General features: G+C 69.0%; 19 protein-coding genes. 5 read left to right on the top strand and 14 right to left on the bottom strand.

The features are described 5' to 3' along the window. Positions 1–86: 86 nt before the first annotated feature. Complete coding sequence (locus QE444_RS03550; protein WP_133860368.1) at positions 87–1,451, top strand: hemolysin family protein; 1,365 nt, start codon at positions 87–89, stop codon at positions 1,449–1,451. 12 nt (positions 1,452–1,463) lie between these two features. Here QE444_RS03550 and QE444_RS03545 read toward each other — a convergent pair whose 3' ends face one another. Continuing rightward, positions 1,464–3,365, bottom strand: a complete 1,902-nt coding sequence (locus QE444_RS03545; RefSeq protein ID WP_309737365.1) for a diguanylate cyclase — start codon at positions 3,363–3,365, stop codon at positions 1,464–1,466. 188 nt (positions 3,366–3,553) lie between these two features. Then, positions 3,554–4,441, bottom strand: coding sequence for a M23 family metallopeptidase (locus QE444_RS03540; RefSeq protein ID WP_263259655.1), 888 nt, complete (start codon positions 4,439–4,441; stop codon positions 3,554–3,556). Between the two features lie 348 nt (positions 4,442–4,789). Between QE444_RS03540 and QE444_RS03535 the strand changes: the two genes are divergently transcribed. Further along, positions 4,790–5,590, top strand: coding sequence for an AraC family transcriptional regulator (locus QE444_RS03535; RefSeq protein ID WP_133860365.1), 801 nt, complete (start codon positions 4,790–4,792; stop codon positions 5,588–5,590). Between the two features lie 9 nt (positions 5,591–5,599). Here the strand turns inward: QE444_RS03535 and QE444_RS03530 are convergent, their stop codons facing one another. From QE444_RS03530 to QE444_RS03500, 7 genes are all read right to left on the bottom strand, one after another. Then, on the bottom strand, positions 5,600–6,499 hold the full coding sequence (locus QE444_RS03530; RefSeq protein WP_273862596.1) for a M23 family metallopeptidase: 900 nt from the start codon (positions 6,497–6,499) through the stop codon (positions 5,600–5,602). Positions 6,500–6,576: 77 nt separating this feature from the next. Beyond that, positions 6,577–7,497 carry a response regulator gene (locus QE444_RS03525; RefSeq protein ID WP_309737364.1) on the bottom strand — a complete coding sequence of 307 codons (921 nt, stop codon included), beginning with the start codon at positions 7,495–7,497 and terminating at the stop codon, positions 6,577–6,579. Between the two features lie 72 nt (positions 7,498–7,569). Beyond that, entirely contained in the window at positions 7,570–8,295 is a 726-nt protein-coding gene (gene phoU / locus QE444_RS03520; RefSeq protein WP_007161478.1) for a phosphate signaling complex protein PhoU, read from the bottom strand. Between the two features lie 58 nt (positions 8,296–8,353). Next, positions 8,354–9,181, bottom strand: a complete 828-nt coding sequence (gene pstB, locus QE444_RS03515) for a phosphate ABC transporter ATP-binding protein PstB (RefSeq protein ID WP_133860362.1) — start codon at positions 9,179–9,181, stop codon at positions 8,354–8,356. A gap of 200 nt (positions 9,182–9,381) precedes the next feature. After that, the gene (gene pstA, locus QE444_RS03510) at positions 9,382–11,094 is read right to left on the bottom strand and encodes a phosphate ABC transporter permease PstA (protein ID WP_309737361.1); all 1,713 of its coding nucleotides are present in this window, start codon (positions 11,092–11,094) and stop codon (positions 9,382–9,384) included. Then, positions 11,081–13,366 (bottom strand): ABC transporter permease subunit, encoded by a 2,286-nt coding sequence (locus QE444_RS03505; RefSeq protein ID WP_309737360.1) that lies wholly within the window; start codon positions 13,364–13,366, stop codon positions 11,081–11,083. Before QE444_RS03505 ends, pstA begins: the two co-directional genes overlap by 14 nt. 95 nt (positions 13,367–13,461) lie before the next feature. Further along, positions 13,462–14,433 carry a phosphate ABC transporter substrate-binding protein PstS family protein gene (locus QE444_RS03500; RefSeq protein WP_309737359.1) on the bottom strand — a complete coding sequence of 324 codons (972 nt, stop codon included), beginning with the start codon at positions 14,431–14,433 and terminating at the stop codon, positions 13,462–13,464. Between the two features lie 266 nt (positions 14,434–14,699). Here QE444_RS03500 and QE444_RS03495 point away from each other — a divergent pair, with 266 nt between their 5' ends. The 3 genes from QE444_RS03495 to QE444_RS03485 all read left to right on the top strand — a co-directional run bounded on the left by QE444_RS03495 (position 14,700) and on the right by QE444_RS03485 (position 18,168). Next, a complete protein-coding gene (locus tag QE444_RS03495; RefSeq protein ID WP_187980841.1) occupies positions 14,700–16,007 on the top strand; it encodes an MFS transporter in 1,308 nt (435 codons plus the stop codon). 11 nt (positions 16,008–16,018) lie between these two features. Then, positions 16,019–17,200 carry a M20 aminoacylase family protein gene (locus tag QE444_RS03490; protein WP_187980840.1) on the top strand — a complete coding sequence of 394 codons (1,182 nt, stop codon included), beginning with the start codon at positions 16,019–16,021 and terminating at the stop codon, positions 17,198–17,200. A gap of 101 nt (positions 17,201–17,301) precedes the next feature. Beyond that, positions 17,302–18,168: a hypothetical protein gene (locus QE444_RS03485; RefSeq protein ID WP_187980839.1), complete on the top strand. Its 867-nt coding sequence runs from the start codon at positions 17,302–17,304 to the stop codon at positions 18,166–18,168. 20 nt (positions 18,169–18,188) lie between these two features. Here the strand turns inward: QE444_RS03485 and QE444_RS03480 are convergent, their stop codons facing one another. From QE444_RS03480 to arnD, 5 genes are read right to left on the bottom strand one after another with little or no spacing between them, the layout of a single operon-like run. Further along, positions 18,189–19,871 carry a glycosyltransferase family 39 protein gene (locus tag QE444_RS03480; protein ID WP_309737358.1) on the bottom strand — a complete coding sequence of 561 codons (1,683 nt, stop codon included), beginning with the start codon at positions 19,869–19,871 and terminating at the stop codon, positions 18,189–18,191. Next, positions 19,871–21,268, bottom strand: a complete 1,398-nt coding sequence (locus QE444_RS03475; RefSeq protein ID WP_280309967.1) for a UDP-glucose/GDP-mannose dehydrogenase family protein — start codon at positions 21,266–21,268, stop codon at positions 19,871–19,873. Before QE444_RS03475 ends, QE444_RS03480 begins: the two co-directional genes overlap by 1 nt. Next, positions 21,265–21,666, bottom strand: a complete 402-nt coding sequence (arnF, locus tag QE444_RS03470; RefSeq protein ID WP_017639274.1) for a 4-amino-4-deoxy-L-arabinose-phosphoundecaprenol flippase subunit ArnF — start codon at positions 21,664–21,666, stop codon at positions 21,265–21,267. Before arnF ends, QE444_RS03475 begins: the two co-directional genes overlap by 4 nt. Beyond that, positions 21,663–23,645 (bottom strand): phospholipid carrier-dependent glycosyltransferase, encoded by a 1,983-nt coding sequence (locus tag QE444_RS03465; protein WP_309737357.1) that lies wholly within the window; start codon positions 23,643–23,645, stop codon positions 21,663–21,665. The genes arnF and QE444_RS03465 overlap by 4 nt, the downstream gene beginning before the upstream one ends. Continuing rightward, positions 23,642–24,523 (bottom strand): 4-deoxy-4-formamido-L-arabinose-phosphoundecaprenol deformylase, encoded by an 882-nt coding sequence (arnD, locus tag QE444_RS03460; RefSeq protein WP_187981286.1) that lies wholly within the window; start codon positions 24,521–24,523, stop codon positions 23,642–23,644. The genes QE444_RS03465 and arnD overlap by 4 nt, the downstream gene beginning before the upstream one ends. Positions 24,524–24,525 lie beyond the last annotated feature (2 nt).

Below are 24,525 nucleotides of genomic sequence, written 5' to 3'. Positions count from 1 at the left end.
CCCCGTCCCTCCAGCGGGCGCAACATCTTGCAACTGCCCTGCCCCGCCCCCATGCTTAGCCGACCTTTCTGCAGCTCTCGGCCCTAATGGACCCTTCCACCAGTCTCGCCTCGACGTTGTTCGCCGATCTCGGCCTCGTGTTCTTCGCCTTCTTCCTCGTGCTGCTCAACGGCTTCTTCGTCGCCGCCGAGTTCGCCATGGTCAAGCTGCGCGCCACCCGCGTGGAAGCCATCGCCAAGAAGCATGGCTGGCGCGGGCGCATCCTCAAGAAGGTGCACAACCAGCTCGACGCCTACCTCTCCGCCTGCCAGCTCGGCATCACCCTGGCCTCCCTGGGCCTGGGCTGGGTCGGCGAGCCGGCCTTCGCCGAATTGCTCGAACCCCTGCTCGGCGCCGTCGGCGTCAGCAGTCCCGAGGTGATCCACGGCATCGCCTTCTTCTCGGCGTTCTTCATCATCTCCTACCTGCACATCGTGGTCGGCGAGCTGGCGCCCAAGTCCTGGGCGATCCGCAAGCCCGACCTGCTCTCGCTGTGGACGGCGGTGCCGCTGTACCTGTTCTACTGGCTGATGTACCCGGCCATCTGGCTGCTCAACGCCAGCGCCAACGGCATCCTGCGCATCGCCGGCCAGGGCGAGCCGGGCGCGCACCACGAGCACCACTACAGCCGCGACGAACTCAAGCTGATCCTGCACTCCAACCGCGCCACCGACCCGGACGCCCGGGTGCTGGCCTCGGCGGTGGAGCTGGGCGAGCTGGAGGTGGTGGACTGGGCCAATTCCCGCGAAGACCTCATCTACCTGGACAGCAAGGCCAGCCTGGACGAGATCCTCACCCAGATCCGCCGCTCCAAGTACAGTCGCTACCCGGTCTATGACGAAGACAGCCAGACCTTTACCGGGGTGCTGCACATCAAGGACCTGCTCCTGGCCATCGCCGGCCTGGACAGTGAAGCCGCCTCCTTCGACCTCGACGACCTGGTGCATCCGCTGGAGCGGGTGACCAAGCACATGCCGCTGTCCGACCTGCTGGAGCAGTTCCGCCGCGGCGGCGCGCACTTCGTGCTGGTGGAGGAAGCCGACCACAAGGTCATCGGCTTCCTGACCATGGAAGACGTGCTCGAGGTGCTGGTGGGCGACATCCAGGACGAACACCGCAAGACCGAGCGCGGCGTGGTCGCCTACCAGCCGGGCAAGCTGCTGGTGCGTGGCGACACCCCGCTGTTCAAGGTCGAGCGGCTGCTGGGCATCGACCTGGATCACGTCGAGGCCGAGACCCTGGCCGGGCTGATCTACGACAGCCTGAAGCGCGTTCCGGAAGAGGAGACGGTGCTGGAGGCCGAAGGGCTGCGCATCATCGTCAAGAAGATGAAGGGCCCCAAGATCGTCCTGGCCAAGGTCATCAAGCTGGATCCCAAGGACGTCCGCCGGCGCCCGCCGGAAGAGCGCTGAGGACGCGCGGCCTCAGCCGCGTCCGCTGCCCAGCGCCGGCAGGTTATCGCTCAGGCAGACACGATTGCGCCCGCCGCGCTTGGCCGCATAGAGCGCCCGATCGGCGTCTTCCAGGAGCCCCAGGCCGTGTTCGAGATTGCTCGGCACGGTCACCGCGACCCCGATGCTGATCGACGGCCGCAGGCGTCCGTGCTCGGTCTGCAATTCCAGCGCCGCCACGTCCTTGCGGATGCGCTCCGCCAGCGTCCGGGCCGCGACCTGGTCGCTCCCGGGCAGGGCGATGACGAACTCCTCGCCGCCATAGCGCGCCGCCACCTCCCCCGCCCGCTGGACGTGCTGGCGCAACACCTCGGCCACACACCTCAGGCATTCGTCGCCCAGGGTGTGGCCATGGGTGTCGTTGACCGCCTTAAAGTGATCGATGTCCACCAGCAGCACCGCCAGTGGCAGTTCGGCACGGATGGCGCGGCGGATCTCCTGCTGGAAGAGGCGCTCGAAATGCCGGCGGTTGCCGAGTCCGGTCAGGGGATCGGTCTGGCTCTGGTGCAGCAATTCGCGATTCAGTCGTTCCAGGGAAGCCTTGGCCTGCTGCAACTCCACGGTGCGCAGCGCCACCCGCAACTCCAGTTCGACAAAGGAGGCCTCGCGCTCCCGGGCCAGCGCGGTGGAGGCTTCCAGGGCCTGCCGTTGGGCCTCGATTCGCGCCCGCCGCTGCAGACTCAGGCCCTCGGTGAGCCCCAGCGACAGCATCACGAAGCCCAGGGCGAAACCGGCCATCTGCCCATGGAAGGCCGGACTGTCGGCGGCCAGCCAGCCGGCCACAGCCAGCAGCTGGATGGCGCTGCCCAGCAACAGCAGGGCCCAGGCGGCACTGAACCACAGCGCCATGCGGCTGCCGCGCAGCGCCAGGTAGGTGGTGGTGCCCAGCAGGCCCAGGCAACTCAGCGCCATCATGCCGAGCATTTCCTGGAAGCTCAGCAGGTCCGGCCAGATCAGCGTGACGACCAGCGCCACATTCCAGTAGCCGATCAGCAGACGATTGCCGAAATCGATCCAGCGACCGCCGTGATAGAGACTGAGCAGATAGCGCACGAACACCCCGCCACTCAGAAAGCACAGGGCGGCGAAGGCCAGGTGCGCGCGCAGGGCGAAGGCCGGGCTCTCCGGCCAGAGTTGCCAGGCGCCATAGCCGCTGGTGACCGCCTGATAGCCGATGACGCTGAGCAGATAGAGGGCGTACCAGCCAAAGCCCGAGCGGCGGCCGAAACCCCACAGCGTGAGGGTCAGCAGCAGGATGGTGATCAGGCAGCCAAAGAAGCTGCCGACCAGCCAGGCATCCTGCTGGGCCTCGCGCAGATAGGTGGCCGGGGTGACCAGGCGCAGCGGCAGGACGAAGGTCTCCCGCGAATCCAGCCGCAGGTAGACCTCCTCCACGGCGCCCGCGGTCGGCGCCAGGGCGAACATCAGCTGGCGCCCGGGCAGCGCCCGTTGCGTCGCCGGCAGCGCCAGGCCGCTGCGCTGCAGCGGACTCCAGCGACCATCGGCAGCGCGGGTGCGCAGGTCCAGGCGATCCAGCACCGGCCAGGTCGGAATCAGCCACCAGGCCTGGTCGTCGCGGCCCTGGATGGCGAAGCGCAGCCAGAGGCCCTGGCGACCGTCATGGAGCAGCATTTCCAGCTCATCCGGCGCATGCCAGCCGTCCTCGCCACCGCTTGGGCGCGCGGCGGCCTCGGCAAAGGTCAGACTGGCGGGCGCCTTGAGAATCTCCAGTGCCGGGCGGGGATCGTAGCTGCGCGCCGGATCGTCGAGCCGCAGCACCTGCGCCTGGCCGTCGAGGGCGATCAGCAGCAGGACCAGCAGGTGCAAAGCCCGATTGCGCCCACCGGCGCACAGGGCGGCCAGGAATCCTTTCATGGGGCGGCATCCGTAGCCTGAAGGAAGGAAAGGCCGCGGTAGAGCCCGCGCCCTGGAGGAAATAGCGTGGTGATAGCATAACGCCACCAGGCCTGTTTCTGCCAAGGGATTTCTACCGGCGACAGGGTGCCTGGGCCCTGGATGGGCCCGGTGGCGTCAGCCGGTCTGGAACGCCCTTAAGCGCGGACTCAGCGGTCGCCCAGCGCCATGTTGGGCAGGGCCGCCAGCGGTCGCACGAAACGGAAGGGAATGGAGACCATTTCACCGCCAGTGTGGGCCTGGACGACGAAATGCAGATGGGGACCAGTGCTGCGACCGGTGTTGCCCGACTCCGCCAGGGGCGTGCCGATCTCCACCCGCTCGCCGGGTCGCACCTTGACCGAACCGCGGCGCAGGTGCAGGTAGGCGCTCTGGCTGCCGTCCTCGTGGGCGATGCGCACGAAGTTGCCGGAGGGGTTGGGACCATGGCCGAACTGGCCGTTTTCGACGTCGATGACCGTGCCGGCCCGGGCGGCGCTGATCGGCGTGCCCTCGGGCATGGCGATGTCCACGGCATAGCGGCCCTTGGGCGTGTGGTGACTGAAATCGCCGCCCGCGCCCTGGGTCACATAGTAGACACCCTGGCGCCAGGGCCAGGCGTAACCATAGCCGATGCCGTTGTCGGCAGCACCCGCGACATCCGTCGCCAGCGGCGGCAGGGTGCCGACCGGCAGCTGCGGACTGTAGCTGAAGGCCTGTTCGAAGTGCATGGGAAAGCCCTGCTGGCGCTTGCGGATCACCGCCAGCTGCACCGTGGAGCGCGGCTCGATGACCTGGCGGATCGGGCGCTCGGCACCGGCCACGTTGACGGTGCGCTGCAGGCGCAGCTCGACCCGCACGGGTACGTCGAAATCGTTGCGAACCTCGAAGATGCGGCCTTCACTGGCATTGCGTACCTTGAGCTTGACCTGCCCCTTGCGGGCCGGGCTCTTGGCGGAGGTCTTGGTCAGGGTCGCCTTTTCGGCAGCCGGCGCGAGGGCGGGCATGGCCAGGGCGAGGGTCAGGCAGGAGATCAGGGCGGTCAGGCGTCGGTCCATGGCATAGGGCCACCATGATGGGTAAGGACAGAACCTAACAAAGCCATGCAGACTGGGCGACGGCCAAACCCCGGCTTTGTGAAGCCGCTGGCAAAGCATCGACGCAAATAAAAAAGCGTGGCACTCAAATCCCTGTGCCACGCTGCCACCGATCGGACGGTAGTTCAATACAGGCCTGATGGTTCAGGCAGGTCAGCCAAGCGGCGGGTGTTCTGTGCGACACTCCCGCGAGAGGCAGGTTTGCGGCGTGCAGAGGGGTCACCCCTGGGCGCGCCCGATGCTCCGGCCATAGTGCTGCAGGTTAGGCCCTGGCACCTGGACCCGGCCCAACCGAAACGGACAGCTGTTATGCAGGAACAGACAATCGACCGAGCGCGGAGCGTAGTGGCGGATGCCCCCATCCCGCCTGCCGGTCCCCTGGTGTCCCAGCTCAGCACCTTCGCCCATGGCCAGGTGTGGCCGCCGCATGTGCACGATCAGGCGCACCTGATGTACACGGTCAACGGCGTGCTGGAGGTCACCACCCACGAAGGGGTCTGGTACGTACCGCCCAAGCAGGCGATCTGGATTCCGCCGCGCATCGAGCACCAGGCGCGGGCCAATGGCGAGGCCACCCTGCAGGTGGTGATCATCGAATTGCCGAGCGGCCTGCCCTGTCCCCAGGCGGCCACCCGCATGGTGCTCATCTCGCCGCTGCTGCGCGAATTGCTGCGCTGCCTGAGACGCGGCGGCGCTTCCTACGGCGAGGCCGAGCTGGGCAGCCACGTACGGGCGCTGATGCTGGCGGAGCTGGTGTTTCTCGAAGAGACCGCCCTGCACCTGCCGGCGCTGGCCGACCGGCGCCTGCGGGCCATCCAGACCAGTCTGCACGCCGATCCCGCCGACGACACGGCACTGGCGACTTGGGCGCAGCAGCTGCACCTCTGCTCGCGCAGTCTGGCGCGGCTGTTCCTCAAGGAAACCGGCACCAGCTTTTCCACCTGGCGCCAGCACACCCGGCTGATGCTGGCCCTGCCGCGACTGGCCGCCGGCGAGCCGGTGACCCGGGTGGCCCTGGACCTGGGCTATGCTTCGCCCTCGGCCTTTACCCGGATGTTTCGCCGGGTACTGGGCGTCTCGCCCAGCGAGTACCTCGACGCCCAGGGCTGACCCCGGCGCTCAAGGTCCGCCGACGGCGAAGTTCGGCAGGCTGTCCACCGCCTGGGCGAAGCGGAAGGGGATGGATTCGATCGCTTCGCCGGTGTTGCGCTGGACCACGAAGTGCAGGTGCGGCCCGGTGCTGCGTCCGGTGTTGCCGGAAGACGCCAGCGCCTGGCCCGGGCGCACCCACTGGCCTTCGGCGACCTTGATCGAACCGCGCTGCAGGTGCAGGTAGACACTCATGGTGCCGTCGTCGTGGAGGATGCGCACGAAGTTGCCGGAGGGGTGATTGCCGCGCCCATCCTGGTCGTTCTCCACCTCCACCACCTGACCGGCGCGCGAGACCACGATGGGCGTGCCCTCGGGCATGGCGATGTCCACCGCATAGCGACTCTTGGGCGTGTTGTGGCTGAAACCACCGCCGGCGCCCTGGCTGACGTTGAAGGGTCCGCCCAGCCAGGGCAGCGGATAGGCGAAACCGGAGGCGAAGACCGGGGTGGCACTGCCCATCAGGGTGGTGAGCTGCGGGGTATAGCGTTGCGGACGGCCCGGATCGGGCGCGATCAGGGTCGCCAGGCGCGTCAGGCTGCGCGCCGGCAGGACCTTGCGGATGGGCGCCTCGCCCACCCCGCTGACATTCTGCAGCGCCGAGAGGCGCAGGGTGACGGTCACTGGCAGGAAGCTGTCGTTGCGCACCTCCAGCACCGTACCGCCGGCATAGTGCCGCGGCTGCAGCTTGACCCGCTGGTCGAGCCGCTCGATGGGGTCGTCACTGAAGGTCATCACCTTGGCGCCCTTCTGCGCCTTGTCGGTGTAGGTGACCACGCCGTTGGCATCCACGTACTTGTAGATGGGCGCCGCCAGGGCGGGACCCGAAAGGACGAGCGACAGCAGCAGCAGGCGACAGGCAAGGGGCATGGGCAAGGCGTCAGAAATCCGCGGTGTCGCAGTGCGAAGCAGTCTCCGTGCCAGCCTCTGCATAGCGCCGCCCTGCTCTAGGCGCCCGGCACGTAGTGCCGCTGGGCGGTGCCCTTGGCGATCAGTCGCGACAGGTAGTCGAGCTTGGCCGGGTCACGGTCGATGAAGCGGAAGTTGACCTGCACCCACTCGCTGGCCGGGGTCGCTTCCACCGCGCTGAGGGAATGCAGATAGCCATTGAGGCGCGCCACGTCGCCTCCATCTTCGCCCTGCTCCAGGTCGAGCACGGCGGTTTCCAGGATCTGCGGCAGCGGATCGCCACGGCGGACCACCAGCAGGGCCTCCTTGATGCTGATGGCCTTGATCAGGCAGGCCATGCTGGCGTTGGGCAGGCGCAGCTGGCCCTGGCCGAAATTGGCGGCGGGCTTGCCGCGGGTGGGTGGCGGCGGCGCGCCGCCGGTGAGCAGGGCGGCACTGGAGGTGGCAGCCGGGGCCGCCACCGGGGCGGCGACCGGCTGGACCACGTCGCTGCGGCCGGCGGTCAGGGCGCCGAGGGAGTCATTGGCGAAGCCGGTGGCAGGGCGTGGCTGGGCGCCGGCCTGCAACTCGGCGAGCTTGCCGGTGCGCTGCAGGGCCTTCTTGACCTTGGCCGCCAGCTGTTCGTTGGAGAAGGGTTTGCCCATGTAGTCGGACACCCCGGCCTGGATGGCCTGGACGACGTTTTCCTTGTCGCCGCGGCTGGTGACCATGATGAAGGGCACGCCCTTGTGGTCCGGCTGGGCACGAAACCAGCTCAGCAGTTCCAGACCGGTCATGCCGGGCATTTCCCAGTCGCAGAGGATGAGGTCGAAGCGCTGCTTGCCGAGCAGCGTCTGGGCGCGGCGACCATCGGCCGCCTCGTCCACCACCAGCCCGGGAAACAGGTTGCGCAGGCCCTTCTTGATCAGATCGCGAATGAAGGGCGCATCATCCACCACCAGTACGTTCAACTTGCTCATCGGTCACTCCATGCCAAGTCTTCCAGCATAGCAGGCAGGTCCGGGACGCCACCGGGGGAGTGACCGGGCGGATCATTCGCGCGACCGATTGACCTCTTCGGCCATGCGCTTGAGGCCCATGTGCCGTACGTCGGTGCCCTGCACCAGGTAGATCACCAGTTCGGCGATGTTGCGCGCGTGGTCGCCGACCCGCTCCAGGGAGCGCAGCACCCAGATGATGCTCAGCACCCGCGAGATCGAGCGCGGGTCTTCCATCATATAGGTGGCCAATTCGCGCAGCGCGGACTTGTATTCACGATCGATCAGCTTGTCGTACTGGGCCACCGAGAGCGCCAGTTCGGCGTCGAAGCGAGCGAAGGCGTCCAGCGCCTGATGGACCATCTTGCGCACCTGTTCGCCGATGTGGCGGACTTCGACGTAGCCGCGCGGGGCCTCACCGTCCTCGGTCAGCTCGATGGCGCGGCGGGCGATCTTGGAGGCCTCGTCGCCAATGCGCTCCAGGTCGATCACCGACTTGGAGATGCTGATGATCAGGCGCAGGTCGGAGGCCGCGGGCTGCCGGCGGGCCAGGATGCGCAAGCATTCCTCGTCGATGCCGCGTTCCATGATGTCGATCTGGTCGTCGATGGTGCGCACCTGGCGCGCCAGGCCGGCATCGGCGTCGATCACCGCGCGCACGGCGTCGCTGACCTGCTTTTCCACCAGACCGCCCATGGCCAGCAGGTGGCTGCGGACCTCTTCCAGTTCGACGTTGTATTGCTGGGAGATGTGCTGCGTGTGGCCTTCTTTGTTGATCATGCTGTCAGTCCTGCCTGAGAGGAGCGAGTCGCCGGGTGGGGCACCGGCCTGCCTGGAACTAGCCGTAGCGGCCGGTGATGTAGTCTTCGGTCTGCCGCTTTGCCGGATTGGTGAAGAGGGTGTCGGTATCGCCGTGTTCGACCAGCTGGCCCATGTACATGAAGGCGGTGTAGTCGGACACCCGCGCTGCCTGCTGCATGTTGTGGGTGACGATGACGATGGTGTAGCGCTGTTTCAGTTCGTGGATCAGCTCTTCCACCTTGAGGGTGGAGATGGGGTCCAGCGCCGAGCAGGGTTCGTCGAGCAGCAGCACATCGGGCTGCACGGCGATGGTGCGGGCGATCACCAGGCGCTGCTGCTGGCCGCCGGAGAGCCCCAGGGCCGACTCGTGCAGGCGGTCCTTGACCTCTTCCCACAGTGCCGCGCCGTGCAGCGCCCACTCCACCGCCTCGTCGAGCACCCGCTTCTGTTTGATGCCCTGGATGCGCAGGCCGTAGACCACGTTCTCGTAGATGCTCTTGGGAAAGGGATTGGGCTTCTGGAACACCATGCCCACCCGCCGCCGCAACTCGGCGATCTCGGTGCCGCGGGCATAGATGTTCTGGCCGTCGAGCAGGATCTCGCCGTCGATGCGGCAGTCTTCCACCAGGTCGTTCAGGCGATTGAAGCAGCGCAGCAGGGTCGACTTGCCGCAACCGCTGGGGCCGATGAAGGCGGTGACCCGCTGGCGCGGGATCTCCAGGGCGATGTCCTGCAAGACCTGCTTCTTGCCGTAGAACAGATTGAGCCGCGGCACCGACAGGGCCACGCCACCTTCGCTCGCCGCAGGCTGGGCGCTGGCCGCGTAGGCGGCGGCAGTTCTGAAGATGGAGGAATCGGAAGGCATGGGGTCTCCTCGGCCGCGGGCGCTAGTGTGGCGCTTCAGAAGTTCGCACGAGATTTGGCGAGTGATTTTTGGCGGTTCGGCGCTCCGATGGGGGCCAGGCGCCGTGACGAGTCATAGCAGGGCTATGGCGAGGAGTGGCAACGCCGTCCACGCCGAAAAAGCGCCGCCAAAATCGTGTAGTCAACTTCTGAAGGACCATACTATTCTTCCAGCAGCCGGTATTTTTCGCGCAGCCGGTTGCGCAGGAACACGGCGGACAGGTTCAGCCCGGCGATCACCAGCACCAGCAGCAGCGCGGTGGCATAGACCAGCGGGCGCGCGGCTTCCACGTTGGGGCTCTGGAAGCCGACGTCATAGATGTGGAAGCCCAGGTGCATGATCTTCTGATCCAGGTGCAGATAGGGGTAGTTGCCGTCCAGCGGCAGCGCGGGCGCCAGCTTGACCACCCCCACCAGCATCAGCGGCGCCACCTCGCCGGCGGCGCGGGCTACGGCGAGGATGAGCCCGGTCATCAGCGCCGGGCTGGCCAGCGGCAGCACCACCTTCCACAGCGTTTCGGCCTGGGTCGCGCCCAGCGCCAGGGAGCCCTCGCGGATGCTACGGGGGATGCGCGCCAGGCCCTCTTCGGTGGCGACGATCACCACCGGCACGGCGAGGATCGCCAGGGTCAGCGAAGCCCACAGCAGCCCCGGGGTGCCAAAGGTCGGCGTCGGCAGGCTGGCCTGGAAGAACAGCTGGTCCAGGGAACCGCCGAGCACATAGACGAAGAAGCCCAGGCCGAAGACGCCATAGACGATGGCCGGTACCCCGGCGAGGTTGTTGACGGCGATGCGGATGGTGCGGGTCAGCGGACCCTGGCGGGCGTATTCGCGCAGGTAGATGGCGGCGATGACGCCGAAGGGGGTGACGATCACCGCCATCAGCAGGGTCATCATCACGGTGCCGAAGATGGCCGGGAAGACGCCACCCTCGGTGTTGGCCTCGCGCGGATCGGCACTGAGAAATTCCCACAGCTTGCTGCCATAGAAGCCGAGCTTGGCACCCAGGCCCATGGCGTTGGGCTGGTAGGCGCGCACGATGCGCGCGAGATTGAGTTCCAGGGTGCGGCCCTCGACGTCGCGCAGCACCACGCTGTCACGGCGACGCTCCTGGCGCAGGCTGGCCAGCTGGTCCTCCAGCTCGCCGTAACGGGCTTCGAGCTCGGCGCGGCGGGCGGCGAGATCGGCCTGGGCGGTGGCGTCGAGACGGCCGTCCAGCTCCAGGCCGCGGCCCCCCAGGCGCAGCCGCTCCAGGGCGTAGTTGACGCTGCCGATGTCCTGTTTCTCCAGACGCTCCAGCTGCTCGCTCAGGTCGCGGGTGCGCAGCAGGCGACGCTGCAGTTCGGGCACCGCCGCGGCGCCCTTGGCCACCTGGCGCCCCGCTTCGCGCACCTCCAGTGCATAGCCGTAGAAGTTGCCCCATTCGCGGCGCTCCAGCACCAGGGCGTCGGTCGGGGTCTGGCGATCGCGCAGCCAGTCGCCGACCAGCCAGACGAAATCGCTGCCATAGAGGTCGCGATTGCCCAGCTTGAAGAGTTCGCGGGTCAGGGTTTCGCCGCTGTCCGGCGGCAGGGTCACCCCGGCGCTGCGCAGCCGCTCGGCCGGTATCGTCTCCTGCTCCACCACCTGGCCGAGCACCAGGCGCGATTCCAGGCCCGGCGGCGTGTAGCGCGCCTGCACCACCTCGGCCGGCCAGAAATGCGCCAGGCCGCGCACGGCGAGGATGCCGATCAGGCCCAGGGTCATGAGCACGGCGATGGCCACGGCGCCGGCGCTGAGCCAGATCCCGGGCGCGCCGCTCCCCAGCCAGGCGCCCAGGGAGCGCCGCTGCCCGATGCCCCGCTGTTGCGGCGCGCCGGCGCTAGAGGGCCGCATATTTTTTCCTCAGCCGCTGGCGGATCAGTTCGGCCAGGGTGTTCATCAGGAAGGTGAAGCTGAGCAGCACCAGCGCGGCCAGGAACAGCAGCCGGTAATGGGTGCCGCCCACCTCGGATTCGGGCATCTCCACGGCGATGTTGGCCGCCAGGGTGCGCATGCCCTCGAACAGGTTGGCATCCATGATCGGGGTGTTGCCGGTGGCCATGAGCACGATCATGGTCTCGCCGACGGCGCGGCCCAGGCCGATCATCAGCGCCGAGAAGATCCCCGGGCTGGCGGTCAGCAGCACCACCCGCACCAGGGTCTGCCAGGGGGTGGCGCCCAGCGCCAGGGAGCCCAGGGTCAGGCTGCGCGGCACGCTGTAGATGGCGTCTTCGGCAATGGAGAAGATGTTGGGGATGACCGCGAAGCCCATGGCCAGGCCGATGATCAGGGCGTTGCGCTGATCGTAGGCGATGCCCAGGGTCTGGCTCAGCCAGAGGCGCAGGTCGCCGGCGAACAGCAGGGTTTCCAGCCAGGGACTGAGCCACAGCGCCAGGGCGGTGGTCAGCAGCACCACCGGCAACAGCAGCAGGCTTTCCCAGCCTTCCGGGATCCGCTCGCGCAGACTCAGCGGCAGGCGCGACCAGCCAAAACCCGCGGCGAGGATGGCCAGCGGCAGGAGCAGCAGCAGGCTGAACAGCCCCGGCAGGTGATTTTCCACGAAGGGCGCGAGGAACAGCCCGGCGAAGAAGCCGAGGATCACCGTGGGCAGCGCCTCCATCAGCTCGATGACCGGCTTGACCGTACGCCTCATGCGCGGCGCCATGAAATAGGCGGTATAGACCGCCGCGGCGATGGCCAGGGGGGCGGCGAACAGCATGGCGTAGAAGGCCGCCTTGAGGGTACCGAAGGTCAGCGGCGCCAGGCTCAGCTTGGGTTCGAAGTCCGCGGTGGCGGCGCTGGACTGCCAGACCCGCGCCGGCGCTTCGTAATTCTCGTACCAGACCTTGCCCCACAGCGCCGACCAGGAGACTTCCGGGTGCGGATTGTCCAGGCGGAAGCCGAGCAGCCGGCCATTTTCCTCCAGCAACAGCCGATCGGCGCGCGGCGACAGCGCCAGCACCCCGGCGGCGGGAGCGATCTGCTCGCGCAGCAGGGTGCGCCCGGCGGTGCTGTGGAAGACCCCCAGTTCGCCCGTGGCATCCAGCGCCACGAAGCCCTTGCGCCGCTGCTCCGGCACCAGCTGGACGATGGGCGCGCTGCCCAGCTGGAAGCTGCGGATAGGCCTCAGCACCGGTTCGCCGTCCTGGCCTCGGACCATGAACCACTGGCCGATGCCACCCTTGGCGGTACCCACCAGCAGCGACACGCCGCCCAGCAGCTGGGCGCTGGCGGTGACCTCGTCGTCGGCTGCGTCGAGCAGCTTGTAGTGGCCATTGAGACTGCCGTCGCGCAGGTCGAAGACATCCGCCTGGGCGCGGCCATTGAGGGCATAGAGCCAGCGACCGCGGGGATCGAGGTAGAGCGCCTTGGCCGCGGCGTTGAGCGGCCCGAGGGTGAGCGAGGTACGCACGGGAACGGCCGCGCCACCGGTCACCGGCGCGGCCAGCCCGGCCAGGCGCAGGGCCGTCACCCGATTGCCCTGGGCGCCGGCCAGCACCAGCAGGTCCTCGTCACCGGCGATGGCGACCCGCTCCAGGGCCGTACGAGCGGCGCCCAGGTCCAGCGGCTCGCGCCCGTAGGGAAAGTTCAGTTCCGGGGTGATGACCCGGGTGCCCTGGGGATAGCGGGAGACATAGCGCTTGTGCGCCACCAGCACGCGGCCATCGGACAGGCCCAGGGCGATCAGTCCGCGGGGGGCGTCCTGGGCCTGGCTGCTGATGGTGACACCGGACGGCAGCGGCAGACGCTCGCGCATGACCGGCTGGCCGTCGGCCAGGGTGAAGAAGGTGGCCTCGCCGGCCCGGGAAAGATGCAGGCCGAGGCGATTCTGCTCGTCGATGCCCAGCAGCAGCGGCGCCCCGGCGGCCGCCAGCCAGTCGGGCTGGGGCAGCGGCTGGGCTTCCAGACTGGCGCCACGCAGCAGCGGCAGCACCACATAGGCCAGATAGAAGAAGATCAGGGTGATGGTGGCCAGCACGGCCAGCCCACCGGCCAGCACCGAGCCCCGTATCAGGCGATCCTGCAGGGCCCGCCAGCGCCGCCGCCGGCGTAGTGCAGGCGTGTTGAAGTCCAGCCGAGCAGGGCCGCGAGGATCGGGCGGGGACGGGGGTACCGGGGATATCATGGCGCAGAGCCTAATCACGTCGTGTGACAGAAAGGTTACAGCGAATGGGCGGCCAGAGACGCTACGCCCGGCGCGGGCGCAGGGTCTCTGGGCACTCAGTAGCCCAGGGTCTTCAGGGCCTGTTGCACCACCGCTGCCGGCAAGGGGATATAGCCATCCCTGACCACGGCCTCCTGGCCGCTGCGCGAGAGGATCAGCCGCAGGAATTCTCCTTCCAGGGGGTTGAGCGGGCGATTGGGCGCCTTGTTCACATAGACGTAGAGATAGCGCGCCAGGGGATAGCGCCCGGACAGGGTGTTCTCCTGGTTGTCCGCGACGAAGTCGGTGGTGCCCTGGCGGGCCAGCGCTAGGGTATGGACGCTGGCGGTCTGGTAGCCGATGCCGGAGTAGCCGATGCCCCCCAGGGACTGGCTGATGGCCTGGACCACCGAGGCCGAGCCCGGCTGTTCGTTGACGTTGGCGCGGAAGTCGCCACGGCACAGCGCCGCTTCCTTGAAGTAGCCGTAGGTGCCCGACACCGAATTGCGGCCGAAGCGCTGGATCGGGCGCTTGGCCCAGTCGCCGGTCAGGCCCAGGTCGCCCCAGGTCTTGAGTTCGTGCGGACCACCGCAGAGCCGGGTGCTGGAAAAGATCGCGTCGACCTGTTCCAGGGTCAGCTGGCGCAGCGGATTGTCCTTGTTGACGAAGATCGCCAGGGCATCGATGGCCACCGGCACCGCGGTGGGCTGGTAGCCGAAGCGCTGCTCGAAGGCCTGGAGTTCGGCGTCCTTCATCTTGCGACTCATGGGGCCGATGCCGGCGGTGCCCTCGGTGAGCGCCGGCGGCGCGGTGGACGAGCCGGCCGCCTGGATCTGGATATTGAGATTGGGATACTGGCGCTTGTAGCTCTCGGCCCAGAGCGTGACCAGGTTGGCCAGGGTGTCGGAGCCCACGCTCGACAGATTGCCGGAGATTCCGCTGACCTTCTGGTAGGCGGGGATGGCCGGGTCGACGCCCTCGGCCCGAGCGGTTGTGCCACCTAGCGCCAGGGCGAGCGCCACAGCGGTCAGCGGACCTTTGATGTCCATGCCGGATTCCTCGCGAGGATGGGAGACGGGCCTGGGCCGGCGACGCTCAGGCGCAAGCCGGCACTCTAGGCGCGCATTGTGACGGATTTATGAGCCAGCGCCAGCCGCCCCTGCAGGTTCGACTAGGCTGCAAGGGAGTCTGCGCTGCACCACCCTGGCGCAGACCTGGCCGCTGGCTCCGCGACGACCGCCCAGGCACGCGGCCTCCGCGGGCCGGACCACCATTTGCATAGCTAAGCATTCATCTCAGTGCAGAGGAACGCACCATGGCCCAGGCTCTTCCGACGTCCTCCTCCCCCGCCGACGCCACTCCCGCCAGCGCGGGCGCCACGCCCTCGCGCGCCAAGCTGATCGCCGCGGCCAGTCTCGGCAACGGCCTGGAGATGTTCGACTTCACCGTCTTCAGCTTTTTCGCCGCCATCATCGGCCAGCTCTACTTTCCTTCGGACACTCCCTATGGCTCGCTGCTGATGGCGGTCGGGGTGTTTGGCGTCGGCTTCGTCATGCGCCCGCTGGGCAGCATGGTGCTGGGCGCCTATGCCGATCGCCACGGGCGCAAGCAGGCGATGCTGCTGACCATCACCCTGATGGGCCTGGGCAGCGCCCTGATCGCCTTTACCCCGACCCATGCCCAGATCGGCCTTGCCGCGCCGCTGATCCTGCTCGTGGGGCGCCTGCTGCAGGGCTTTTCCGCCGGCGGCGAGATCGGCGCCGCCACTACTCTGCTGCTGGAGTCGGCCAGTCCCGGCCGGCGCGGCTTCCATGTCAGCTGGCAGGTGATCAGCCAGGGCGGCAGTGCCCTGCTCGGCGCCGCCCTGGGCGCCCTGCTCACCCGCAGCCTGTCCGAGACCGAGCTGCACGCCTGGGGCTGGCGCATCCCCTTCCTGGTCGGCTTGCTGATCATTCCGGTCGGCCTCTATATCCGCCGCCAGGTGGACGAGACCTGGAGCGGCGCCGGCACGGTCGAGGGCGGTCCGGTGCGCGCCTTTCTGCGCGAGCATCCGCGGCGCTTCGGCCTGGGCCTGCTGATCGTGATGTCGGCGACCCTGCTGACCTACCTGATGCAGTTCTACATGCCCACCTACATGACCCGCATCGTCGGCCTGCCGGCCACCAGCGCCTACCTGGCCGGGGTGGCCTCCAGCGCCGTGCAGATGGCCGCCGCCCTGGCCGCCGGGCTGCTGCTGGATCGCTTCGGGCGCTACAAGCCGGTGGCCCTGGTCAGCCTGGCGGTGGCCCTGCTGGGCATCTACCCGGCCTTCGTCTGGCTGAATGACCCCACCACCCAGGGCCTGGCCTTCGCCGCCCGCTTCGTGGTGATCACCGCCATGAGCGTCAACATGACCGCCGGGCTGCTGCTGATCCTCGCCGGCCTGCCGCGGCCGGTGCGCGCCACGGGGCTGGCCATGACCTACGCCCTGGCGGTGACCCTGTTCGGCGGCACCGCCCAGTTCATCGCCACCTGGCTGATCGAGGCCACCGGCAGCCCGCTCGCCCCGGCCTGGTACCTGATCGTCATGCTGCTGATAGGATGGCTGGCACTGCTGAGCTATCCCGAACGCCACCTGGATTGAGAGAGATCGCCATGAGCCTTGCCACTGCTGCGGATCAAGACGCCACCGCCCGTCATATCGCCGGCTACCTGCCGGAAATGGTCGCCCTGCGCCGCGACATCCACCGCCATCCCGAACTGGGTTACCAGGAGCAGCGCACCAGCGACCTGGTGGCCGCCGCCCTCGCGGGCTGGGGCTACGAAGTCCATCGCGGCCTGGGCGGCACCGGGGTGGTTGGCACCCTGCGCGCCGGCAGCGGCAGCAAGGTGCTGGGCATCCGCGCCGACATGGACGCCCTGCCGATCCTGGAAACCACCGGGCTCGACTACGCCAGCCAGCACCCGGGCCGCATGCATGCCTGCGGTCACGACGGCCACACCACCACCCTGCTCACCGCCGCCCGCTGCCTGGCCGAGACCCGCGCCTTCGACGGCACCCTGCACCTGATCTTCCAGCCGGCCGAGGAAGGCCTGGGCGGCGCCCTGAAGATGATGCAGGACGGCCTCTTCGAGCTGTTCCCCTGCGACCAGGTGTTCGGCCTGCACAACATGCCCGGTGTGCCCACCGGCAAGTTCTGCTTCGTCGACGGCGCCGCCATGGCCTCGTCCGACACCGCCCTCCTGCGCATCCGCGGCCAGGGCGGCCACGGCGCGGTGCCGGACAAGGCCGTCGACCCCATCGTCGCCAGTGCGGCCACGGTGATGGCGCTGCAGACCGTGGTCTCGCGCAACGTGGCGCCGCTGGACACCGCGGTGATCACCGTGGGCAGCATCCACGGCGGCGAGGCCTCCAACGTCATCCCCGATGCGGTGGAGATGAAGCTCACCATCCGCGCCTTCCAGGACAGCACCCGCGACCTGCTGGAGCAGCGTATCGGCGCCCTGGTCCGCGCCCAGGCGGAAAGCTTCGGCGCCACGGCCGAACTGGACTACCAGCGCGGCTATCCGGTGCTGGTCAACCACGACGGCCCCACCGCCTTCGCCCGCCAGGTGGCGGTCGAGCACTTCGGCGCCGAGGCCCTGCATCCCTTCGCGCCCATCCCGGCCAGCGAGGACTTCGCCTACATGCTGCAGCAGGTGCCCGGTTGCTACCTGTTCGTCGGCAATGGCCCGAGCGCCAACCTGCACAACGCGGCCTACGATTTCAACGACGCCCTGCTGCCGGTCGGCGCGCGTTACTGGGTCAAGCTGACCGAGGCCTTCCTCACCGTCTGAGGCGCCGCCTCGTCGGCACCCTCACCCGGGGTGCCGGCGACGGAATCTTCACGTGCGGGCCGCTAGACTGCAGGGTCATTATCCAACCTCGAGAGGTCGCCATGCGACGTGTTCCGCGCCTGGGCTGGCGCCAGGGTCTGGCGCTGGGCGTCGCCGTGCTGGCGGCGGGGTTTGCCTATCCGGCCTGGCGACATTTCCATCCGGTCAGTGCGGCCGAGGGCTGGCGCTATCGGGAATTCGCCGCCGACATCCCCATGGTCAGCGCCCTGGCCCTGGATGCCGATGGCAGCCTGTTCGTCACCCAGGAATTCTCCAGTCGCCGCGGCAGCCTGCTGCGGCTGCTGTCCAGCGGCGAACGCCAGCCGGTGCTGGGCGAACTGTCCAAGCCCGATGGCCTGGTCATGTTCCAGGGCGGCCTGGTGGTCAGCCAGGAAGGCGGGCCGCTGCCGGTGTTTCTCCTGCGCGATGGCCAGCGCCAGGCCCTGTTCGACGGCAACGACGTCGAGGGCGTCGCCACCGATGGCCAGACCCTCTATGCCATCGAGGACCTGCCGCGCGGGCGTCTGCTCAGCTACGACCCGCTGCAACGCCGCCTGGCGGTGCTGCGCGACGGCCTGGAAGAAGGCGAAGGGGTGGCGCGCTGCCCGGATGGCCGGCTGTTCTATACCGAAAAGGCCAAGGGCTGGGTCAAGCAGTGGCAGCCCGGGGGTACCGATACCCTGGTCGCCGCGGGTCTCGACGCGCCGGGCTTCGTGCAGTGCTCGGCCGACGGCCTGTGGATCACCGAAGACGCCACCCACGGCGCCCGGGTGCTGCTGGTGCAGCCCGACGGCCAGCTGGTCACGGTGCTCTCACACCTGCGCTCGGCGCAGACCCTGATCCGCCGCGGCGACGGTCATTACCTGGTCGCCGAGCAGGGGCGCAACCGCATCCTGGAGTTGTCGCGAGAAGCCGGAGCCGACCGCTAGGGCGAGCGGCTCCGGGTACCTCAGGGCAGGCGATACACCAGACAGGGATTGCCGTTGAGGCGGCGACCCAGCACTGGGGTGAGATCGGCCAGCGGGGTGCTGGCCAGCAATTCACGGTCATCACGGGCGAGGATGATCCAGGCGCCGGACGGCAGGTGCGCCAGGTCCGCGACCTGCGGCCGGGCGATGAAGATCGGCTGCTCGTCGTGGTCCAGATTCATCATGTAGCGGATCGCCCAGCTGTCCTGACCGAGGCCGAAGAACACCAGGGGGCCCGGCTGCTGCTGGCGCAGACCCTCCACCTGCTGGACGAAGCCGCGGGTGTCGTACTGCAGGTCCTGGGCCGGCTCCACCACCGTGACCAGCATCAGCCACTGGGCGGCCAGCGCCAGGGCGCTCAGCGTGAGCAGGCGGCGGTTGCCGTGCAGCCGGCGCCAGCTGACCAGGGCGGCGAGCTGCAGGGCGACGAAGACCGGTACCAGCAATGCCAGGGAGACATCCGGCCAGTAGCCATGGCGCTGCCAGAGGTGACGACAGACCAGCATGGCCACCAGCGCCAGCCCGGGCAGCGCCAGCACCAGCGCTGTGTAGAGCGGCGCGACCCGGCGGAACCAGCCCTCGGCGCGCAGGAGGCCATGGGCGGCGATGGCGGCCAGGAAGGGCACCATGGGCACCACATAGTAGGCGCGCTTGAAGTGCGGGATGGACAACCCGACCAGGATCAGCAGACCGCTCCCGGCGAGGCCCAGCAGCAGGCGGCGCTGGGCGGTGTGCGGCCAGGCCAGCAGACGACGGCGCTCGGCCAGCAGCACCAGCAGCGCCAGCGGCAGTACCGGCAGATAGCGATACAGCCCCAGCTGCAAATAGAACCAGAAGGGCTTGCCGCTTTCGTCCAGTCGGCCAGTGACCTGCATGTGCCAGACCTCGGCGGCGAAGTCCGCCCCGCCCTCGTGATGGGCCAGCTGGATCAGCGTCCACCAGCCGAGGGCGAGCAAGGCCAGGCCGGCCAGGCCGTAGCCCAGCAGGCGCTGCACGGCGAGGGGGCGCCGCGCCGGCTCGCCCCAGGCGACCACCAGCCAGTAGAGGCAGACCACGCCACAGGGCTCGATCAGCCCCAGCGGGCCGCGGATGGCGAAGCCCAGGGCGAACAGCGGCAGTACCAGCAGACGGCGCAGCGGGCGGCCGTCGCGATCGGCGCTATGGAGCAGGTAGAAGCAGAGCAGCACCACCAGGGCGACCAGTTGGTCCAGGCAGACCGCGCGGGCCTTTTCCAGCCATTGCGGGGTCAGGGCCACCAGCAGCACCGTGAGCAGCGCCCAGGCGCGGCGGGTGTCGGCCAGCAGGCGATAGGTCAGCGCCAGCACCGCGGCCGAGGCCAGGGCGGTAGGCAGGACGTTGGCCAGGTGATTGGGCGCGCCGATCACCCGCGCGGCCAGCCAGCTCAGCCAGGTGGCGGTGCCGGGATAGTCCGGATAGGGCTGGCCGTAGGTGGTTGCGAAAAAGGACGGGCCATGGCGAAACATCTCGCCGAGGAAGACCGCCCAGCGACCGTCGAAGCCCTGGGGCGCCTGGTTCCAGATGCCGAGGGTGAACATCAGGGTGGCGACCACCCCGAGCAGCAGGCTTTCGCGGCGCAGGCGACTGGCCGCCGGCAGCGCGTAGAGGGGCGCGCTGCGTGGGGTCAGGGGCATGGGCGAGACCATCAGGCGGCATCCACGCGGCGGGCGACCTGGGGACCGCCCAGGGCGGCGCCACGCCCGATGGCGAAGTATTCGATGCCGCGGCGCTCCATGCGCTCGGGATCGAACAGGTTGCGACCGTCGAAGATCACCGGCTGGTTGAGCTGGCGGGCGATCAGATCGAAGTCCGGTGCCTTGAACTGCTGCCATTCGGTGCAGATGACCAGGGCATCGGCCCCGGCCAGGGCGGCTTCGGGGGTGCCCATCAGTGCCAGGCGCTCGTCATGGCCATAGAGGCGCTGGGCCTCGGCCATGGCCACCGGATCGAAGGCGCGCACCTTGGCGCCGGCCTCCCAGAGGGCCTCCATCAGCACCCGGCTTGGCGCATCGCGCATGTCGTCGGTGTTGGGTTTGAAGGCCAGCCCCCAGAGGGCGAAGGTACGGCCGCGCAGGTCACCGTCGAAGTAGGTGTTGATGCGCTCGAACAGCTTGGTCTTCTGGCGCACGTTGATGGCTTCCACGGCGCGCAGCAGATCCAGCTCCACGGCGTTTTCCTCGCCGGTGCGGATCAGCGCCTGCAGGTCCTTGGGGAAGCAGGAGCCGCCGTAGCCGCAGCCCGGATAGATGAAGTGGTGGCCGATACGCGGATCGGCGCCGATGGCCTGGCGCACGGCCTCGATGTCGGCGCCGACGTGCTCGGCCAGTTCGGCGATCTGGTTGATGAAGCTGATCTTGACCGCCAAGAGGCTGTTGGCGGCGTACTTGGCCAGCTCGGCGCTGCGCAGGTCCATGCACTGGATGCGGTCATGGTTGCGGTTGAAGGGCGCATAGAGTTCGCGCATCACGTCGCGGGCCACCGGCGAATCGGTGCCCACCACGATGCGATCGGGCTTCTTGCAGTCGGCGATGGCGGCGCCTTCCTTGAGGAATTCCGGATTGGAGACCACCTCCACGTGCAGGGTGCGACCCTCTTCGGCGAGCACCTCGTGGATCAGCGCGCGGACGCGGTCGCCGGTGCCCACCGGCACGGTGGACTTGTTCACCACCAGCAGCGGATCGCGGGACACCGGCTGGCCGATCAGCGGCTCGCGCCGCAGGCGGGCGATGGTTCCGGCCACGGCGAAGACGGCGGACAGATCGGCCGAGCCGTCGGCCGCCGGCGGGGTGCCGACGGCGATGAACTGCACGGCGCCATGGGCCACGGCCTCGGCGGCCTCGTGGGTGAACACCAGGCGCCCGGCGGCCAGGTTGCTGCGCACCAGCTCTTCCAGACCCGGCTCATAGAGGGTCACCTCGCCGCGCTTGAGCTTGTCGATCTTGGCGCGATCGATGTCCATGCACACCACCTGGTGGCCGACTTCCGCCAGCACGGCGGCCTGCACCAGACCCACGTAGCCGATGCCGAAAACGCTGATGTTCATAGGGTATTCCTCAGGGTGGGAGCGGCGCTGGCGCGGGGCCCGCCGACGAGGGCGACGCCGGCCACGACCAGCGCGACGCCCAGGGTTTTCCAGGGGGTGAAGGATTCGGCGGCGCCCGGCAGCCAGGCCGCGCCGAGGTGAACGAAGACGTAGGAGAGGCCGAGCGCCGCATAGGCGCGGCCCAGCGGCAGGCGCGCCAGGGCCGCCAGCCAGGCCAGCAGCGACAGGCCATAGCAGAGGATGCCCAGGGCCAGCAGCAGCCCGGCCGCGCCGAACAGCGCCGACGGCGTGCTCAGCCAGGTGGCCATCGCCGGCAGCCGCACCAGGGCGGCGCGCAGAGACAGTTGCGCGAGGGTGGTGAGCAGGATGCTCAGGCCGAGTGGCAACAGGCCGTTCATAGCTGCCCCCCCAGCAGCGCGGCGCCGGCGACGATGCACAGGCAGCCGCACCAGGCGCGGGCATCCACCCGCTCGCCGAACACCAGGCGCGCCAGCAGGGTCACTGCCAGGGTGTTGAGCGAGAGCAAGGGATAGGCGACACCCACCGGCACCCGCTGCAGCACCGCGCACCAGACCAGCAGGGCCAGGCCCAGGCAGACCAGGGCGCCCCACAGCCAGGGCGAGCGCAGTCGCGCGGCCAGGGCATTGCCGGCGGTCACCGCGCGCTTCTGGCCCAGTTGGCCGGCGCAGGTGAGGCCGATCACCACGGCGATCAGCAGGCCGTCGAGGGCGGTCATGGCGCCGGCCTCGGATAGACCAGCAGCACCAGGCGCTCGCTGGCGATGCTTTCGCCGGGCTCGGGCAGGCTGTCGAGCAGCTGACGATCGCTGGGACCGTCGACCCGCAGCAGGATGGCCACCGGACCCTGGTCGCGATGGGCGGCGAGCCAGGCGGCCAGGTCGCGCTCTTCGATCAGGCGACCGCTGGCCGGCTCGCGGGCGAAGCCGTACTTGAGCTCGCCCGGACCGCCCACCAGCACCACGTCGTCGCGGTGAGTGGCCCAGGCCAGGCTGGCGGCCACGCCGAGGTCGTTGCTGACCAGCAGGCCGGCATTCTTGAAATGACCGAGCTGGGCCTGGATGAAGCTGCTCGGCAGCTTGTTGTCGACCAGGCTGTTGGGCAGGGCGATGGACAGCAGCGGCAGCAGCACCCAGAGCGCCAGGGCCGGCGCCAGCAGGGTGCGCCGCGGCCAGACCAGTGTGGCCAGGCCGGCCAGCAGCAGTGCCAGGGGGCGCCAGCAGGGCCAGGGCGCGGGTCAGGCCTTCGCCGCTCTCATAGAGGCGACCGCCATAGATCAGCAGGGCGGCAACGCCGGCCAGGCCCAGCAGCAGATTGCACAGACCGTTCAGCCGCAGGGCGCCGGTGGCGTCGCGCCGGCCCGCCTCCAGCAGGGTGCGCGCCAGCAGCGGCACCAGGGCGGCCAGGGTCGGCAGCAGGTAGGTGGGCAGCTTGCCGCGGCTGAAGCTGAAGAACAGCAACTGGCCGACCACGGCGATGCCGAGGAAGGCGGTACCGGCATGGCGGCGCTCCTGCCAGGTCCGGCCCAGGGTACGCGGCAAGAGGCCGGCCCAGGGCAGGATGGCCAGCAGCAGCACCGGGCCATAGAACCAGAACGGCCGCTCGTGCTGGGCATCCTGGCCGGCGAAACGCTGGATGTGCTCGTGCCAGAAGAAGAAATTCCAGAAATCCGCGTCGCGCCGGGCCACCAGCAGTGCCCAGGGCGCTACCACCAGGATCGCCACCAGCACCGCCAGGGGGCCGCGGCGGAGCAACTCGCCCAGGCGCCGCTGCAGGAGGAAGAAGGGCACGGCCACCAGCACCGGCAGCACCAGGGCGAGAAAGCCCTTGGTCAGCAGGCCGCAGCCACAGGCCAGTCCCAGCAGCGCCCACTGGCCCAGGGCCGCGCTACGGGTTTCGGCGGCCTGGGCCTGCCAGAGGGCGAGCAGCGCCAACGCCATCCAGAAGGCGAATTGAGCGTCGAGGGTGACGTAGGTGGCCAGCCCCGCCACGGCCACGCAGGACAGATAGACCACCCCGGCGAGCAGCGCCAGCGGGCGGTCCTGCCAGATCAGCCGGGTCAGGCGCGCCACCAGGGCGGCGGTGGCGAGACTGGCCAGCAAGGGCACCAGGCGCACGCTGAACAGCGAATCACCGAGCCAGGCCTGGGCGATGGCCTGGGTCCAGTAGCCGCCGATGGGTTTCTCGAAATACGGCAGGCCGAGGAAGTGCGGCACCACCCAGTCGCCACGCCGCCAGAGTTCCTGGGCGATCTGAGCATAGCGCGACTCGTCCGGAATCCACAGGCCGCGCCAGGCCAGCGGTAAGGCATAGGCCAGCAGCGCCAGCGGCAGCAGCATCCACAGGCGCCGCCGACTCATGCCTGCACGCCCAGCCAGCCCTGGCGTCCGGCCAGGCTGCCACGCACCAGATTGCCCGCGGGCAACTGGCGCGGATCGGCCGGCAGGCGGTCGCCCAGGGTCAGGAACAGGACGCCCTCCTCCCGCGCCGCCTTGAGCAGGGCGCGGAAGTCCTCGGCGAAGGCGATGCCTTCCACCTCGGCGTGCAGGGTGTAGACGTTGAGCGCCCCCGGACGGAAGCGCTTGAGCAGATAGTTGTTCCAGTCACCGGCGGCCAGCTCCGGACCGACCACCTCGTCGAAGGTCGGCATGTCCACCGGCACCTGGGGGGTGCCGTGGCCGCCGTTGCCCAGCCGCGGGCGGAACAGCGCACTGCCGCGGCAATCGCTGTTGTACCTGAGGCCGAAGGCTTCCTTGGCCAGCACCACGCGCGGATCGGCGCGCCAGCCGGCGGCGGCGGAGCAGTCCACCTTGCCACCGAGGATGTCTTCCAGGGCCTGCAGGCCACGGCCGAATTCGGCGCCCAGGCGCTCCAGGCTCCAGCTGCCGGTATGGGCCTGCCAGGCGTGGTGGTCCCAGGCATGCAGCCCGACCTCGTGGCCGCGGGCGCGGGTCTCGCGCATCAGGTGACCGAGGTCGCGGCCGATCGGCCGACCCGGCCAGGCGGTGCCGGCCAGCAGGATGTCCCAGCCGTAGAGGCTGGCGGCCTTGGAGCGGAGCATCTTCCAAAGGAAGGTGGGCTTCACCAGGCGCCAGAGGTGGCGCCCCATGTTGTCCGGTCCGACGCTGAAGAAGAAGGTGGCCTTGACCCCGGCTTCGTCCAGCAGGTCGAGCAGCCGCGGTACCCCTTCGCGGGTACCGCGATAGGTGTCCACGTCGATGCGCAGGCTGGCCGGGATCA

Source organism: Pseudomonas sp. SORGH_AS_0199 (genome assembly GCF_031453735.1).
Lineage (GTDB): Bacteria > Pseudomonadota > Gammaproteobacteria > Pseudomonadales > Pseudomonadaceae > Chryseomonas > Chryseomonas aestiva.
The sequence above is the reverse complement of the archived record's forward strand: the minus strand, read 5'-3'. Positions and strand labels throughout refer to the sequence as shown.